Annotated in this window: 14 protein-coding genes; 5 read left to right on the top strand and 9 right to left on the bottom strand. The window is 66.0% G+C overall.

Annotated features, from left to right (window positions below):
• Positions 1-271, bottom strand: a 271-nt coding sequence (locus tag ACESL9_RS13375; RefSeq protein WP_372674971.1) for an NAD(P)/FAD-dependent oxidoreductase, incomplete at its 3' end; no start/stop codon positions are given.
• A gap of 133 nt (positions 272-404) precedes the next feature.
• Here ACESL9_RS13375 and ACESL9_RS13380 point away from each other — a divergent pair.
• On the top strand, positions 405-710 hold the full coding sequence (locus ACESL9_RS13380; RefSeq protein WP_372611404.1) for an HNH endonuclease: 306 nt from the start codon (positions 405-407) through the stop codon (positions 708-710).
• Complete coding sequence (locus tag ACESL9_RS13385; RefSeq protein ID WP_372611406.1) at positions 641-1,693, top strand: HNH endonuclease; 1,053 nt, start codon at positions 641-643, stop codon at positions 1,691-1,693. The genes ACESL9_RS13380 and ACESL9_RS13385 overlap by 70 nt, the downstream gene beginning before the upstream one ends.
• 189 nt (positions 1,694-1,882) lie before the next feature.
• On the opposite strand, the gene ACESL9_RS13390 is transcribed toward ACESL9_RS13385, so the two are convergent.
• Positions 1,883-2,494, bottom strand: coding sequence for an enoyl-CoA hydratase/isomerase family protein (locus tag ACESL9_RS13390; RefSeq protein ID WP_372611408.1), 612 nt, complete (start codon positions 2,492-2,494; stop codon positions 1,883-1,885).
• Positions 2,491-3,243 (bottom strand): SDR family oxidoreductase, encoded by a 753-nt coding sequence (locus tag ACESL9_RS13395; RefSeq protein ID WP_372611410.1) that lies wholly within the window; start codon positions 3,241-3,243, stop codon positions 2,491-2,493. The genes ACESL9_RS13390 and ACESL9_RS13395 overlap by 4 nt, the downstream gene beginning before the upstream one ends.
• A 129-nt stretch (positions 3,244-3,372) precedes the next feature.
• On the opposite strand from ACESL9_RS13395, the gene ACESL9_RS13400 reads away from it, so the two are divergent.
• From ACESL9_RS13400 to ACESL9_RS13410, 3 genes are all read left to right on the top strand, one after another.
• Positions 3,373-4,905, top strand: a complete 1,533-nt coding sequence (locus tag ACESL9_RS13400; protein WP_372611412.1) for a DUF2125 domain-containing protein — start codon at positions 3,373-3,375, stop codon at positions 4,903-4,905.
• A 128-nt stretch (positions 4,906-5,033) separates the two neighbouring features.
• A complete protein-coding gene (locus ACESL9_RS13405) occupies positions 5,034-6,380 on the top strand; it encodes a TldD/PmbA family protein (RefSeq protein ID WP_372611414.1) in 1,347 nt (448 codons plus the stop codon).
• Positions 6,367-7,143 (top strand): 3'(2'),5'-bisphosphate nucleotidase CysQ, encoded by a 777-nt coding sequence (locus tag ACESL9_RS13410; RefSeq protein ID WP_372674972.1) that lies wholly within the window; start codon positions 6,367-6,369, stop codon positions 7,141-7,143. The genes ACESL9_RS13405 and ACESL9_RS13410 overlap by 14 nt, the downstream gene beginning before the upstream one ends.
• A gap of 315 nt (positions 7,144-7,458) precedes the next feature.
• On the opposite strand, the gene ACESL9_RS13415 is transcribed toward ACESL9_RS13410, so the two are convergent.
• From ACESL9_RS13415 to puuE, 6 genes are all read right to left on the bottom strand, one after another.
• Entirely contained in the window at positions 7,459-8,967 is a 1,509-nt protein-coding gene (locus ACESL9_RS13415) for a fumarate hydratase (RefSeq protein WP_372611418.1), read from the bottom strand.
• Between the two features lie 106 nt (positions 8,968-9,073).
• A complete protein-coding gene (locus tag ACESL9_RS13420; protein ID WP_372611632.1) occupies positions 9,074-10,087 on the bottom strand; it encodes a fatty acid desaturase in 1,014 nt (337 codons plus the stop codon).
• 251 nt (positions 10,088-10,338) lie between these two features.
• Positions 10,339-11,769, bottom strand: a complete 1,431-nt coding sequence (locus tag ACESL9_RS13425) for a uracil-xanthine permease family protein (protein ID WP_372611420.1) — start codon at positions 11,767-11,769, stop codon at positions 10,339-10,341.
• A gap of 200 nt (positions 11,770-11,969) precedes the next feature.
• A complete protein-coding gene (locus ACESL9_RS13430) occupies positions 11,970-12,455 on the bottom strand; it encodes an ureidoglycolate lyase (RefSeq protein ID WP_372674973.1) in 486 nt (161 codons plus the stop codon).
• Entirely contained in the window at positions 12,452-13,270 is an 819-nt protein-coding gene (locus tag ACESL9_RS13435; protein WP_372674974.1) for a bifunctional allantoicase/(S)-ureidoglycine aminohydrolase, read from the bottom strand. The genes ACESL9_RS13430 and ACESL9_RS13435 overlap by 4 nt, the downstream gene beginning before the upstream one ends.
• Positions 13,267-14,679 (bottom strand): allantoinase PuuE, encoded by a 1,413-nt coding sequence (gene puuE, locus ACESL9_RS13440; protein WP_372674975.1) that lies wholly within the window; start codon positions 14,677-14,679, stop codon positions 13,267-13,269. The genes ACESL9_RS13435 and puuE overlap by 4 nt, the downstream gene beginning before the upstream one ends.
• Positions 14,680-15,219 lie beyond the last annotated feature (540 nt).

The raw sequence follows: 15,219 nt of genomic DNA on the forward strand, positions 1-15,219 counted from the left end.
GCCCCAGCCCCTCGGCCCAGGCCCACACATCGCCCGGCCCGAACGCCTCGAGCATCGGGCGCAGCACCCCGGCCCGTGTGCCATAGGCGGAAAGGAATGACTCGAACGGCGCGTCCTTGGTCAGGTTCAACCCGGACTTGCCCGCCATCAGGAACTTGCGCCCGGCCGAGGGTTTCGCCTCGGCCACCATCACCGACAACCCCGCCCGCGCCAGCGCCTCGGCCGCCATCAGCCCGGCCGGCCCGGCCCCGATGACCAGCGCATGGCTCATGTGGCGGTCTCCGGCCCGCAAGGCCCGGGACACGCGGCCCATTGCACGATTTCCGGCCGGCTTTCCATTCGCGCCCCTCATCCGTAAACTCGGGCATCCTTTGCCGATCGACCCGCCCTGCGCAAGAGGCCCAATGCCTGAGACCGATCCGATCTGCCCGCTCTGCGACCGGCCCATCCCCGCCGATGTCCCGCAGAGCCGTCACCACCTCGTCCCGCGCCTGCGCGGCGGCAAGGGCGGCGAGACGGTGCTCCTGCACCAGATCTGTCACAGCGAGATCCACGCGACCCTGTCGGAAACCGACCTGGCGCGCGATTACGACACCATCACCGCCCTGCGTGCCCATCCGCGGCTGGCGGCCTTCGTGGCATGGGTGCAGAAACGCCCGCCCGGGTTCAGGTCGAAGACACCGGGAAAGCGACGGGTGCGCGGTCGCTGACGGGCAAGGGGGCTTGCATTTGCCGCGAGTTCGGTTTTCCTGGGGAAATGGTGAAGCTGGTTCTACTGCACAAGGCCAACTCGATCTACGACGACGAACCGGATTCAGTATATGACTTCCCGCGTGCGTATCTGAAGGCTGTACGTGAGGCTGTTGGCGATTGGGTGATCTACTATGAGCCCGTCAAAGCCGGCCCAAGGGGCTATTTTGCTGTGGCGCGCATTTCCGACATTATCGAGAAACCGGGTACCGATGGGCGTTACTTGGCTAGGATCGAGCCGGGTAGCTTCCTGCCGTTTGACCGAGAGATCCCACGCTTGCTAGAGGGTCGCCCGCTCGAAACGGCACTCACCGAACCTGATGGATCACCGAAGAAGGGTGGCGCGGTTCAGCGCGCGGTTCGGCGCCTGCCAGAGTCCGATTTTGCTCGCATCGTCAATCTTGGCTTGCCACAGGACCTGGAACGGATGGAGGCAATGCGATATGATCCCAAAGCGCCCGTATTCCAGGACGAAGCATTGACATTTGAGCGGCCGGTGATCGAGCGGCTGACCCGACGTCCATACCGCGATATCGCGTTTCGCAGAAAGGTGCGCGAGGCTTATGGGCATCGCTGTGCGATGTCCGGCCTTCAACTGCGCAACGGCGGTGGTCGTCCTGAAGTTCAGGCCGCGCATGTCCGGCCTATTGAGCAAAGGGGAAGCGATTCGGTCCGAAACGGGCTGGCCCTGTCCGGAACGCTGCATTGGATGTTCGACCGCGGTTTGATCTCGGTGGCCGACGATTGCGCGACCATTCTCATTTCTCGCAACAAGGTGCCCAATGAGGTGGTTGATCGTCTCATTCATCCCGGTGGAAAGCTGATTCCGCCTCTTGATCCGCGCGATGCACCGCACCCGGCCAACCTTGACTGGCATCGCGAACATGTCTTCGGCCAAGCGGTACTCGACGAGGCCATGCCTTGGGATCAGGGCGTTTCGTGAACTTGCTGACCTATTCCGCGTGAACGGGCGGATCATGCCCCCTATTCTGAAACGGTGGCCTCCGGGCCGATGCCATTGGGCAAGACCTGCAATCGTGGCAAGGGGGCTTTGCCCCCTCTGGCTTCGCCATTCACCCCCAGAGTATTTGACCGCAAGATGAAGGGCCGGGTCAGGGCGTCGCGGACCGCGTCAGCGCGGGATCAGGGTCTTGATGGCATGGGCGATCTCGGGGTCCTGTGCGATGGTGTCGGCGGCGATGCTCCGGGCCGCGTCCATGAGGGCGTCACCCTCCACGATCCGGTCGATCAGGCCCATGCGCAGCGCCTCCTCTGCCTCGATCTTCTGCCCGCCCATCAGGATCAGCTTGGCGCGTGCCGGACCGATCAGCGCGGCCATGCGGGCCGGATCGGAGGGTTGCGGCAGGAAGCCGAGCTTCATCACCGGGTAGAAGACTCTGGCCCCCGGCACTGCCAGCCGCAGGTCACAGGCCAGCGCCATGCCCATCGCGCCCCCGGCCAGCGTGCCGTTGAGCGCGGCGATCGACAGCCCCGGCAGCGCCGCGATGGCGCCCGAAAGCCGCTCCCAGAGCGGGCTCGTGGCCAGCCCCGCCTTCGCCGCCTCGAGATCGGCCCCCGCGGAAAAGACCTTGCCCCGCCCGGTCAGGATCAGCGCGCGTGCCTCCTGCGCCGCCTCGGCAATGGCGATCAGCTCTTCGAGCATCGCGGCGGTGAGCGAATTGGCCTTGTCGGGCCGATTAAGCGTGACGGTCCACAATCCGCCGTCTTTCGCCAGCTCGATCATGCCACGCCGATCCGGCGGCGCACGGCCTCGTCGCGCAGGGAAACCTCCTCGCCCAGGAATTCGTCGGCATCCGGACCGCACATCCACATCAGGCACCTGGCGGGCCACTCGGGGGGGATGTGATCCTCCCATTCCATCGTGCTCACCGGGTTGATGCCACTGGCCTTGATCTCGCGCTGCATCTGCGTGGCCACGGTGCCGGGCGACAGCCCCATGATGCGCAGCCCCTTGCCCGCGCCTTCGAGATGTGCCGAGCGGGTCAGCATTGCCGCGCCGGCCTTGGAGGCGCAGTAATGCGACCAGCCTTCGAGCGGGCTATGTGCCGCGCCCGAGCTGATGGTGATGATCGTGCCGCCGCCGGCTTTTTCCATCACCGGCATCGCCGCGCGCATCCCGTGATAGACCCCCTTGAGGTTGATATCTATCGCGTGGCCCCAGCCTTCGGGGTCCGAGGCGTCGAGCGGCGAAATCGGCTCGATCACCCCGGCATTGCCGATCAGGATGTCGAGACCGCCAAACGTGCTTACCGCCAGATCGACGGCGGCCTGCATGTCCGCGAACCGGCTCACGTCACAGGCCACGGCGCGCGCATTGGCCCCGATCTCGTCGGCGATGCGGGCGGTGTCGGTCTCGGTGCGGGCCGCCAGCACGACCTGCGCGCCCTCATGCGCGAAAAGCCGCGCCGCCGCTTCGCCTATGCCGCGGCTCGCGCCCGTGATCAGTACGGTTTTTCCTGTCAAGTGGGTCATTCACGTCTCCCTGTTCCATCCCGTCCAGTGGTAAACCTCCCGCGGGCTGCGGTCCAGCGTGACCGAGGGTTGATTCTCGGACCGTGAACCCCGAGAGTTGATAACGAGATTTCAAAAGAGGACAGTCAGATGTCGAACTTCAGGATGCTATGCGGTACGACCGCGATGATCGGTTTCACGTCGGGTTCGGTCGCGCTGGCCGACGTGACCTCCGATCAGGTCTGGAATGATTGGAAAAACTATTTCGAAACATTTGGTTACGAGGTGACGGCGACCGAGGTGCAGGAGGGTGACACGCTGTCGGTGCGCGACATGCGCATGACCATGCCCTTGCCCGAGGACGAAGGCACGGTGGCGATCACGCTGGGCCAGGTCGGGTTCGTCGATCGTGGTGATGGCACGGTGTCGGTCGAACTGCCCTCGCCGGTGCCGGTGGTGGTCGACGTTGAACCCGATGGCGAGGACCCGGTGAAGGTAAGTCTCGACTATAGCAGCAGCGGTTTCGAGATGGTCGCGGCAGGCGCCCCTGACGAGATCACCTATACCTATTCCGCCGACGAGCTGCGCGCCCGCCTGAACGAGATCATCGCCGAGGGCGAAGTCAAGGAGATCGGGACGGCGGAGCTGACGATCGGGGATGTGCGCGGCTCGTCGTTGACGAGGATCGGCGATGTGCGCGAACTGGCCCAGGTGATGAGCACCGGCGCCGTCGCCTACATGTTCGATTTCGTCAATCCCGACGACAGCGACGAGTTTCTCAACCTCACCGGCGGCATGGACCGGATGAATTTCGACGGCACCGCCACCTATCCGATCGAGGGCGGTTTCGACTCCGAGGATGTGAATGCGATGCTGCAGGCGGGGTTCGGCTTCGATGGCGAATTTTCCTACCAGGGCGGGCGAATGGATCTGGAGTTCGACGACGGCAGCGATCAGCTCAAGGCCCAGACATCGACCGGGTCGGGCGTGTTCGCGGTCGGAATGTCACCCTCGGGGCTGAAATACGACGTCATGTCGCGCGGGTTGACCGCCGCGTTCGAGGCCGCGGACCTGCCCTTTCCCGTCGATTTCGCCTTTGAAGAAATCGCGCTCAAGCTGCTGATGCCGTTGCAGAAATCCGACGAGGTACAGGATTTCGCGATGGGCCTCACGCTGGGCGATTTCACCATGTCCGACATGATCTGGGGCAGGATCGATCCCGAGGGCGAACTGCCGCGTGACCCGGCCACCATCGCGCTTGACCTCTCGGGCAGGGGCAAGCTTGCCTTCGACCTGTTCGACCCCGAAGAGATGGAGGCGGTCGAGCGTGGCGAGATCGAAATGCCCGGCGAGATCGAGCGGCTCGATCTCAACCGGCTCGAAGTCACCGCCGCGGGTGCGTCGCTCACCGGTGAGGGCGGTGTCGATGTCGATTTCCCGACCGTGATGATGACACAGGGCATGCAGGGAACCGAGGGCACGATCCAGTTGCGCCTGACCGGGGCCAACGGCCTCATGGACACGCTGGTCGGGATGGGCCTCGTGCCCGAGGAACAGGTCATGGGCGCGCGCATGATGCTCTCGATGTTCGCCGTCCCCGGCGAGGGCGAGGATGTGCTCACCTCCACGATCGAGGTCGAAAACGACGGGCAGGTTCTGGCCAACGGTCAACGGGTCAAGTAACCCGGCTTGCTTTTCCCGCCATGAGGCGGGCAGGGGCCGTCGGAGCGATCCGGCGGCCCTTTTGACCCGGGCGGGCTTGCACCGGGCGCGCGGTCTGTCTACCTGAACCCGATGCAGGAGGCCGAACCATGACCCAATCTCTGGAAACCCTCACCCGCGCGCTTCTCGACGCCGCGAAAAAGGCCGGGGCCGAGGCCGCCGATGCCATGGCCGTGGACGGCCGGGCCGTCTCGATCGACGTGCGTGCGGGGCAGCTGGAACAGGCCGAGCGTGCCGAGGGCACCGACCTGGGCCTGCGGGTGATCATGGGCCGGCGACAGGCGGTGGTGTCTGCCTCCGACATTCGTCCCGAGACCATGGCCGAGATGGCCGAACGCGCCGTCGCCATGGCACGCGAAGCACCCGAAGACCCGCATGTCGGGCTGGCCGATCCGTCGCAGATCGCCCGCGACTGGGACATTGCCGCGCTCGAACTCTGTGACCCTGCGCCCGAGCCGGACCCTGCCGCGCTTGAGAACGATGCCCGCACGGCCGAGGCTGCCGCGCTCGCGGTCAAGGGCGTGACACAGGTGCAATCGGCCAGCGCCGGCTATTCCGCGCGTCGCGTTCACCTTGCCGCGACCAACGGCTTTTCCGGCGGCTACGCGCGCACCGACCGCTCGCTCTATGCGGTGGCGATCGCGGGCGAGGGCCGCGCGATGGAGCGCGAACATGACGGCGACTCGCGCATCTTCCAGGGCGATCTGCGCAGCGCAGAGGAGATCGGGCAAACGGCGGGCGAACGCGCCGTGGCCATGTTCGGCGCGCGCAAACCGCCCACCGGGGCCTGGCCGGTGCTTTTCGACGAACGGATTGCCGCGTCGCTTGCCGGGCATCTTCTGGGCGCGGTGAACGGGGCCTCCATTGCAAGGGGCGCGTCCTTCCTGCGCGACGATCTGGGAAAACTGATCCTGCCCGACGGGCTGTCGCTCATCGAGGACCCGCACCGCCCCCGCGTCACCGGTTCGCGCCCTTTCGATGCCGAAGGGCTGCCGACACGCAAACGTGCCATCGTGGAAAACGGTGTGCTCACGGGCTGGACGCTCGATCTCGCCACTGCCCGCAAGCTGGGGATGCAAAGCACTGCCAACGCCGCGCGCGCCACCGGCGGCGGGCCGTCGCCCAGCCCCTGGAACGTGGCGCTGACGCAAGGCGCGCAAAGCCGCGAAGAGCTGATGGCCGAGATGGGCACCGGGCTTCTGGTGACGTCGCTCATCGGCTCGACCATCAACCCCAATACCGGCGATTATTCGCGCGGCGCCTCGGGCTTCTGGGTCGAGAACGGTCAGATCGCCTACCCGGTCAACGAATGCACCATCGCGGGCAACCTGCGCGAGATGTTCGCCACGCTGCGGCCCGCCAACGACGCGCGCCCGTGGCTGTCGCGGGTGGTGCCGTCGATCCTGGTCGAGGGGCTGACGCTTGCCGGAGAATGACCTCGCCCTGCTGATCCATGTCGCGCGCGAGGCGGGGCGGATCTCCACCGGCTATTTCGGTGGCCCCTACACCTCCGAGGACAAACCCGGCGGTGCCGGCCCCGTGACCGAGGCCGACCTTGCCGTCAACGTGATGCTTCAGGAAACGCTTTGCGCGCTGCGCCCCGCCTATGGCTGGCTGTCGGAGGAGAGCGAGGACAGCGCGGTTCGGCTCGGGCACGAGCGCGTCTTCATCGTCGATCCGCTCGATGGCACCCGCAGCTTCATCAACGGTGACAAGACATGGGCCCACGCGCTCGCGGTCGTCGAGAACGGACAGCCCATCGCCGGGGTGGTCTATCTGCCGCTCAAGGACCGGCTCTATGCCGCCGCGCGCGGGCAGGGGGCCACGCTCAACGGTGCGCCGATCCGCGTGTCGGGCCGCGAGGACCTGACCGGGGCCTCGGTGCTGGCCGCCCGCCCTGCGCTCGATGCCCACCACTGGAAAAACGGCGCGGTCCCGCCCGTCACCCGCGCCCATCGCCCCTCGCTCGCCTATCGCCTGGCACTGGTTGCCGAAGGGCGGCACGACGCGATGCTGACCCTGCGCGACAGCTGGGAATGGGACATCGCCGCGGGCGCGATCATTCTCGAAGAGGCCGGCGCGCGCGTCACAGACCGCCACGGCGCGCCGCTGCGCTTCAACAACGCCCATCCACAGGTCGCGGGCGTGGTGGCCGGTGCGCCCGGGGTGCAGCGCGCATTGCAGGCGGCGCTGGCGTGAGGGTGGGTTTTCCGCGAAGAATCTGACGTATCTCGGGTTTTGACGGGAGGGCAGCACAGGGCCGCAGGCGGGTGCTCACACCGGCAGCGCTAGGCAGTTTCTCTTGCAACTTTATCCCCTGGCCGAAGTGACGCGCAGTCCATCGAAAGCACCCGGCCGGGGGGCGGCCCCTCTCGGCAGACTTTTCTGCGAAAAATCGCCTGCCGGGCATTGGTGTGCTGCCCGGGCGGCTGCGCCGCTGTTCCGGGCAGGTAAACTGTTTCGATGCAACATACGTTGAAGAACCGCCATGCGATGGGGATGCGCCATTCCCCCTCACACCTTTTCCGCAATCTTCTTCTTCCACTCCGCCGGGCCGGTCCGGTGGATCGAGTTGCCGGCCGTGTCCACCGCCACTGTCACCGGCATGTCCTCGACCTTCAATTCGTAGATCGCCTCCATGCCAAGGTCTTCGAACGCGACCGGTTTCGCCGCCTTGATCGCCTTCGAGACGAGATAGGCCGCGCCCCCCACCGCGATCAGGTAGGCCGCCTTGTGCTTCGCAATCGCCTCCAGCGCCACCGGCCCGCGCTCGGCCTTGCCGACCATCAGCTTGAGCCCCGTATCGGCCAGAATCCGGTCGGTGAACTTGTCCATCCGGGTCGACGTCGTGGGCCCCGCAGGCCCGATCGCCTCGTCGCCCACCGCGTCCACGGGGCCCACGTAATAGATCGCCTTGCGGCGCAGATCGACGGGCAGCGCCTCACCCCGGTCCAGCATCTCGATCATCCGCTTGTGCGCCGCGTCGCGGCCCGTGTAGAGCGTGCCAGACAACAAAAGCGTTTCCCCCGGCGTGAGGCTCGCCAGCACCTCATCCGTCAGGTTGTCTAGGTCGAGCTTGCGGCTCTGCGCTCCTGCCGCATCGAGCAGGATATCGGGGTAGAGGTCCATGTTTGGCGGCGTGAACTCCGCCGGCCCAGACCCGTCGAGCGTGAAATGCACATGCCGCGTCGCCGCACAATTCGGGATGAGCCCGACCGGGAGCGACGCCGCATGGGTCGGGAAACTCTTCACCTTCACGTCCAGAACGGTCGTCACCCCGCCCAGCCCCTGCGCCCCGATCCCAAGCGCGTTGACCCGCTCGTAAATCTCGCAACGCAATTCCTCGGTCCGGTCCTTTGGCCCGCGACGCAAGAGGTCCGCCATGTCGATCGGCTCGGACAGCGCCTGCTTGGCCAGCGCCATCACCCGGTCGGCATTGCCGCCCACCCCGATCCCGAGGATGCCCGGCGGGCACCATCCTGCGCCAAGGCTCTCGACCGTCTCGACCACCCAGTCGGCGACATTGCCGCTCGGGTTGAGCGTGGTGAACTTGGCCTTGTTCTCCGACCCGCCGCCCTTGGCCGCGACCTCGACCTCGACGGTGTCGCCCGCGACCATCTCGACGCTCAGCATGCAGGGCGTGTTGTCGCCCGAATTCCTGCGCGCGCCGAACGGATCGACCACAACGCTCGCGCGCAGCGGGTTGGTGTCGCGCTGGTATCCGCGCCGCGTGCCCTCGTCACAGATTTCCTGCAACGACCGCTTGAGTTTCAGCGGCGCCTCGACCCCCACCTTGACGTGGATATTGGCCGCGCCCGTGTCCTGGCAGATCGGGCGGCGGCCCATCGCGCACATGCGCGAATTGACGAGGATCTGCGCCATCGCGTCCTTCGCGCCCTTGTTCTGCTCGCGCGCCCAGGCCGCGCTCATCGCCTCGACGAAATCCGCCGGGTGGTAATAGGAAATGAATTGGAGCGCCTCGGCGATGCTATCGATCAGGTGCTCTTCGGTAATGGCGGGCATGGTCCGGTCTCCCTGCTGGCTTCGGTCCGCCTTCTAGCAAGGATCGCGCGCAAGGTAAGCCGCAAAATGGTGTGCCGTCGCATACCGCCACCGCCCGCCCGAAGGATCAGCCGTAGAGTGCCCGCATTTGCTTGAATGACAACAACCTGTGGTCCTTCTCGTCCCAGAGCTTGAGCCGCACATTGCCGAGGCTTTCCCGGATCGTCATGCGGTTGCTCGCCGCCAGCACCGGATGATCGCGCAGCACATCGGGCAACCGATAGAACGGGATCCGGCTATAGAGATGGTGGACATGGTGAATGCCGATATTGGCGCTCAGCCATTGCAGGACCGGCGGCAGCACGTAATGCGAGCTGCCATGCAGCGCGGAATCGTGCAATTGCCAATGCGCGTCATCCTGCCACTCGGTGCTTTCGAACTGGTGTTGCACGTAGAACAGCCAGATCCCTGCCGTTGCCGCGATCAGCGTGCTGGGCAGGAAGATCAGCAAGAGCGGCATCACTCCGCCGAAATACCAGATCAGTCCCAGGCCGACGAGAATAGCCAGGTTGGTCAGCATCGCGCTCAGCCAATAGCGACTTTGCCTCATCAACCCGAGCGGCAGGCGGTTCTGGACCAGGAAAAGCCAGGCCGGGCCAAGCCCGAACAGGATCAGCGGGTGGCGATAGATACGATAGCGCAGTCGCGCCAGCGGCGATGCGCTGCGGTATTCCTCGACCGTCATCGTGTGCACGTCGCCCATGCCCCGCCGGCCGAGATTGCCCGAGGTGCTGTGATGCACCGAATGGGTGCGCCGCCAGACATCATAGGGGGTGAGCGTCAGCACCCCGATCACCCGTCCGATCCAATCGCTGACGTTTCGGCTGTGAAAGAACGACCCGTGGCCGCAATCATGCTGGATCGTGAAAAGCCGCAGCAGGAACCCGGCATTGAGGCAGGAGAGGGCGAAGGCCAACAGGTAGCTCACCGAGAGCGCCCACCACGCCAATGCCCAGAGACCCAGGAAAAGCCCCGCGGTCAGGCCAAGCTCGAAGGTGCTGCGCCCGATGTCGGGGTCGCGGTAGCGCGCCAGAACCTTCACCCAGTCGCGCGCATCGCGTGGACCGGTGGCGGGGCTCATGTCGGGGCTGGGGGTCTCTGCTGTCGTGATCTGGGTGCTTGCCTCTCGGAGGGTCTGGTCGCGGGTCATCGGCCTCGGTTTTCTTGTCATTGGATCATGCCCGGATACCTGACAGATTCCGCATGGCAAGTGAAATATCCGATTATGACGAAAACGACGCAGTTGCGCGGCAAATCGTGATGACCCGAGGACGACCACCCACCGTCGTGGCGGATGCGGCGGCCAGCCCCTGGCCCGCCGCCGCGCCGGTCTCACTTGTCCAGGTCCTCGGGCAGGACGAGGTTGAGGATGATGGCCAGCCCCGCCGAGGGCAAGAGCCCGCTGGTCAGCAGGATCTGCGCCGTGCGTGGCAGGTGCTGCAACGCCTCCGGCACCAGTTGCAGGCCGAGACCCACCGAAAGAGCGGTGGCAAATATCACCATGTTGCGCCGGTTCCAGGTCACGTCCGAAAGCATGTTGATCCCCGAGGCCGCGACCATGCCGAACATCACGATCACGCCCCCGCCCAGCACATGCTCGGGCATGGTGCGGATCATCGCGCCTACGACCGGCATGCAGCCCGCGACGATCAGGAACACGGCCCCGATGGTCACGACATGGCGGCTCATCACGCCGGTCATGGCGACAAGGCCGACGTTCTGGCTGAACGATGTGTTGGGCAGCCCGCCAAAGACGCCGCCCACGGCCGTGCCCACACCATCGGCGAATGTCGCGCCCGAGATTTCGCGGTCCGTGGCTTCGCGCCCGGCGCCGCCCTTGGTGATGCCGTTGACATCGCCCACCGTCTCGATCGCCGAGACCACGGCCATGAAACACATGCCGATCACGATGGCCCAGTTGATCTCCCAGCCATACTTGAACGGCATCGGCACCTCGAACCAGGCGGCGTTGCCGACGGTGTCGAAACTCACCTGCCCCATGACCAGCGCCACGGCATATCCCGCGAGAATGCCCAGGAACACCGCCGCGATCGAGATGAAACCCCGGGCAAAGAACTTGAGCGCCAGCGTGACCACCACCACGACCAGCGCCGGCAGCCAGTATTGCAGCGTGCCGAACCCCGCGGCCAGCCCCGCGCTGCGTTCGTCCGGTTCGACCGGCACCTGCGCGGCACCTGCCGCCGATTGCAGATGGACGGCGTTGTATCGCAGAACCCCGCCCGCCGAATACTGGATGCCCACCTTGACCAGCGCCAGCCCGATCATCAGCACGATCAGCCCGGTCACCAGCGGCGGCAGGGCAAAGCGGATGCGCCCGACGAAGAAGCCAAGGCAGAAATGGAAGATGCCGCCCAGCACCACGCCCGTCATCAACCCGCCGAGCCCCGCCGTGCCCAAACCTGCCACCGCCGGGATCATGATCGGCACGAACGCAAACGACGTGCCCTGCACGATCGGCAGGCGCGCACCCACCGGCCCCATGCCGATGGTCTGGATCAGCGTCGCGACCCCGGCAAAGAGGATCGACATCTGGATCATGTAGCTCATGTCGGGAAAGCCGAGCTCCCCCTGGTCCGAGCCGAACCCGATCCCCGCGGCGCCCGCGACGATGATCGCCGGCGTCACGTTCGACACGAACATCGCCAGCACGTGCTGGATGCCCAGCGGCACCGCCCGTGCCAGCGGTGGCATGTAGTCCGGGTCGCGCAGCTGTTCCTGTGTTCCGATCGACGTCGTTGCCATGTCTGTCTCCTCTCCTGTTGTCCGGCCGCTCTCTGCCGGCGGCCTATAGCATTTTGTGCCGACGGGATTCGGCTGACGCCCACCGCGAGGGCAGCGCCCGCCCCGGGGTGGGTGCAAAGCGCCTGCCCATGGGGCGGGTCGGGCGCTGCCCGTACTGCAAGCAGCCCGGGCGGATTGAACTTGATCGTGTGCAACCCATCCTAGAGGTCCACCATGATCGGCGGCTCCAATGCATGTTCTTCCAAGTTCGCACCGTCCCCGATCCGGTCCACCACCGCGAACAGCCCCGGATCATGCAGCGGCGTCAGGACCCCGTGCCAGGTGCCGCGATGGAAATTCACCCCCTGGTCGCCGCCCGCGACAAAGGCCCGCGGTGCGCCCGGGCGCCCGCCCGCATCCGGTGCCACGATCACCAGCCACTCCCGCCCATGCATCGGCAGGAACGCCTGGCTGCCCTCCGGGTGCCGCTCCAGCAGGTCGAGCCGATAGGGCAGGCTCCGCGCCTCGGCGAGGAACATCGAAATCCCGGCCTGCCCGCCGGGTCCGAAATCGAGCCGCGCACGGTCGTGCCAGCGCCCGCATTTCCCGCGATTGATGATCCGGTCGGGCTCGCCGCGCGCCTCGAGCACGTCGCCGAAGGGCGCGAACGCCGCCGCGGTCAGCGGTTCGGCCGTAATCCCGATCATCCGCCCACCCTGAGCGGCACATGCCGGTTCACGTCCTTGTAAAGCAGGTAGCGGAAATCCTCGTCGCCCTTCGCGATGCAGGCTTGCGGGCAAAAGGCGCGCAGCCACATGAAATCGCCCGGCCCCACCTCCACCCAATCCTGGTTGAGCAGGTATGTCGCCCGGCCCTGAAGAACATAGATCCCATGCTCCATCACGTGGGTCTCGGCAAAGGGGATGCGCCCTCCGGGCCGGAAAGTCACGATATTGAGGTGGCAATCATGGCGCAGGTCATGCGGCGCGACAAATCGCTGCGTGCCCCACTTGTCGGTGCCGGGCATCCAGTCCACGGCGACATCGCGTTCATTGGTGACAAACGCATCGGGCCGTCCCACCCCCGGCGCCCCGGCCCAGTGTTTGCGGATCCAGTGAAATCCAAGCGGGTCCGGCCCCGGATTGTGCAGCCACCAATCCGCCCCCGCCGGGATATAGGCATATCCGCCCGGTCCCATCTCGTGCGGCGCACCGTCGATGGTCAGTTGCGCGCGCCCATTGGCCACGAACAGGATCGCCTCCGCGCTTTCGTCCGGCTCGGGCGTGTCGCTGCCGCCGCCGGGCGCCACCTCGACCGCGTATTGCGCGAAACTCTCGGCAAATCCGGTCATGGGCCGCGCAAGGATCCAGGCGCGGGCCCGGGTCCAGCCCGGCAGAAGGCTCGTCACGATGTCGCGCATCGTGATCGCCGGGATCACCGCGTAGGCTTCGGTAAAGACCGCCTTGCCTTCGGGATTTTCCGACTGGTCCGGCAAACCGCCGGGGGGAAAGGCATAGCTCACAACATGTCCTCCAGCCTCAGCCGCGCGATACGCTCGACCTGTTTGCAGGCTTCCTCGAACTCGACCTCGGTCGCATTGGCAATCCGCCGCTCGAACGCGGCCAGAATCCCCGCCTTGTCATGGTCCCGCACCGCGATGATGAAAGGAAAGCCGTGTTTCTCGACATAGGCGGTGTTGAGCTCGCTGAACCGTGCGCGCTCCGCATCGGTCAGCGCATCGAGCCCCGCGCTCGCCTGTTCCGCCGTCGACTCCTCGGTCAGCCGCTGCGCCGCGGCCAGCTTGCCCGCAAGGTCGGGGTGCGCCTTGAGCACGCCCAACCGCTCCTCGGCGCTGGACGAACGGAACATCCGCGCCAGCGCATTATGGAGCCCCGCCGCCCGGTCATGCGCCGGGCCAAGCTCCAGTTCCCAGGCCCGTTCCGCGATCCAAGGGGAATGTTCGAACACCCCGCCAAAGCGCTCGACGAACGCCGCCCGCCCCATCGCGCTGGGCCGTTCGCGCCGCACGTGCGGATGCAGCTCGGCCCAGTGCCGCGCGATGTCGATCCGCCGCGGGCACCACACACCGTCGAACCGCCCGATATAGTCGAGAAACCGCGCCAGCCCGGCAATCTTGCCCGGCCGCCCGATCAGGCGGCAATGAAGCCCCACGCTCATCATCGCGGGGCGGCCTTCCTTGCCCTCGCGATAAAGCGTGTCGAACGCGTCGCGCAGGTAGGAATAGAACTGCGCGCCGGTGATATATCCCGGCGCGGTGGCAAAGCGCATGTCATTGGCTTCGAGCGTATAGGGAATGATCAACTGATCGCGCTCGCCCACTTCCAGCCAATAGGGCAGGTCGTCGTCATAGGTATCGCTGATGTAATCGAACCCGCCTTCCTCGGCGACCAGCCGCACCGTGTTCTCGCTGCACCGCCCGGTATACCAGCCGCGCGGTCGCTCGCCCACGACCTCGGTATGCAGGCGCACCGCCTCGGCAATGGCCGCGCGCTCATCCTCTGGCGTCATTTCCTTGTGCTCGATCCATCTGAGCCCGTGCGACGCGATCTCCCAGCCGGCATCCTTCATCGCCTCGACCTGCTCGGGGCTGCGGGCCAATGCGCTCGCCACGCCATAGATCGTCAGCGGAATGCCCGCCCCCGTGAACAGCCGATGCAGCCGCCAGAACCCGGCCCGCGCGCCATATTCGTAAATCGACTCCATGTTCCAGTGCCGCTTCCCGGGCCATGGCGCCGCCCCGGCGATATCGGAAAGGAACGCCTCGGACCCCGCGTCGCCATGCAGCACGCAATTCTCGCCGCCTTCCTCGTAATTGAGCACGAATTGCACGGCGATCCGGGCCGCGCCCGGCCATTGCGGATCGGGCCGGTCAGCCCCGTATCCGATCATGTTGCGGGGATAACGGTTCATCGGGTTTCCTGTCATGACACGGCCCCTTTTACGGCAGGGATGGTTCATTCGTTATCAAAAAATGACGAAAGGAGTTTTCCATTCGTCGGCTGGGCGGGAAAGCGGGCTGGGCGGTGGGTTTCCGGGTCCCGCCCGAACAGCGCCGCAGGCGCCGGGCGAGCGCCGACCCGGCCCACGGGCTGACGCTTTGGATGGGTTGCACCCCGTTTCAGAAGAGGGGATGGCGCTGTTGGATAAACTGCCTGACGCTGGCGTCGTGAACGCCATCCCCCGTTCCGGCGCTCGCCCTCGTGCTGGTTGGCTCATGTCTGGTCATTCGCGCGTCATATTAATCCTTTGCCTCCTCCTTCGCTCCCACCGCACCCCGGCAGCCGGGTGGCAGCCGTCCGGCAGCCGGGTGTCACCCCCCCCGAATCCATGCCGAAAACCCCCGTTAACCGTGCGGCACGCCACCTTAACCTTCCCCTCGACAGTCGCCCCGCCGGACGTTAGAAAACGCCGGTTATGGCCAAGGAAAAAACCAATCCCAATTACAAGGTG

Source organism: Aquicoccus sp. (assembly GCF_041686535.1).
GTDB lineage: Bacteria > Pseudomonadota > Alphaproteobacteria > Rhodobacterales > Rhodobacteraceae > Aquicoccus.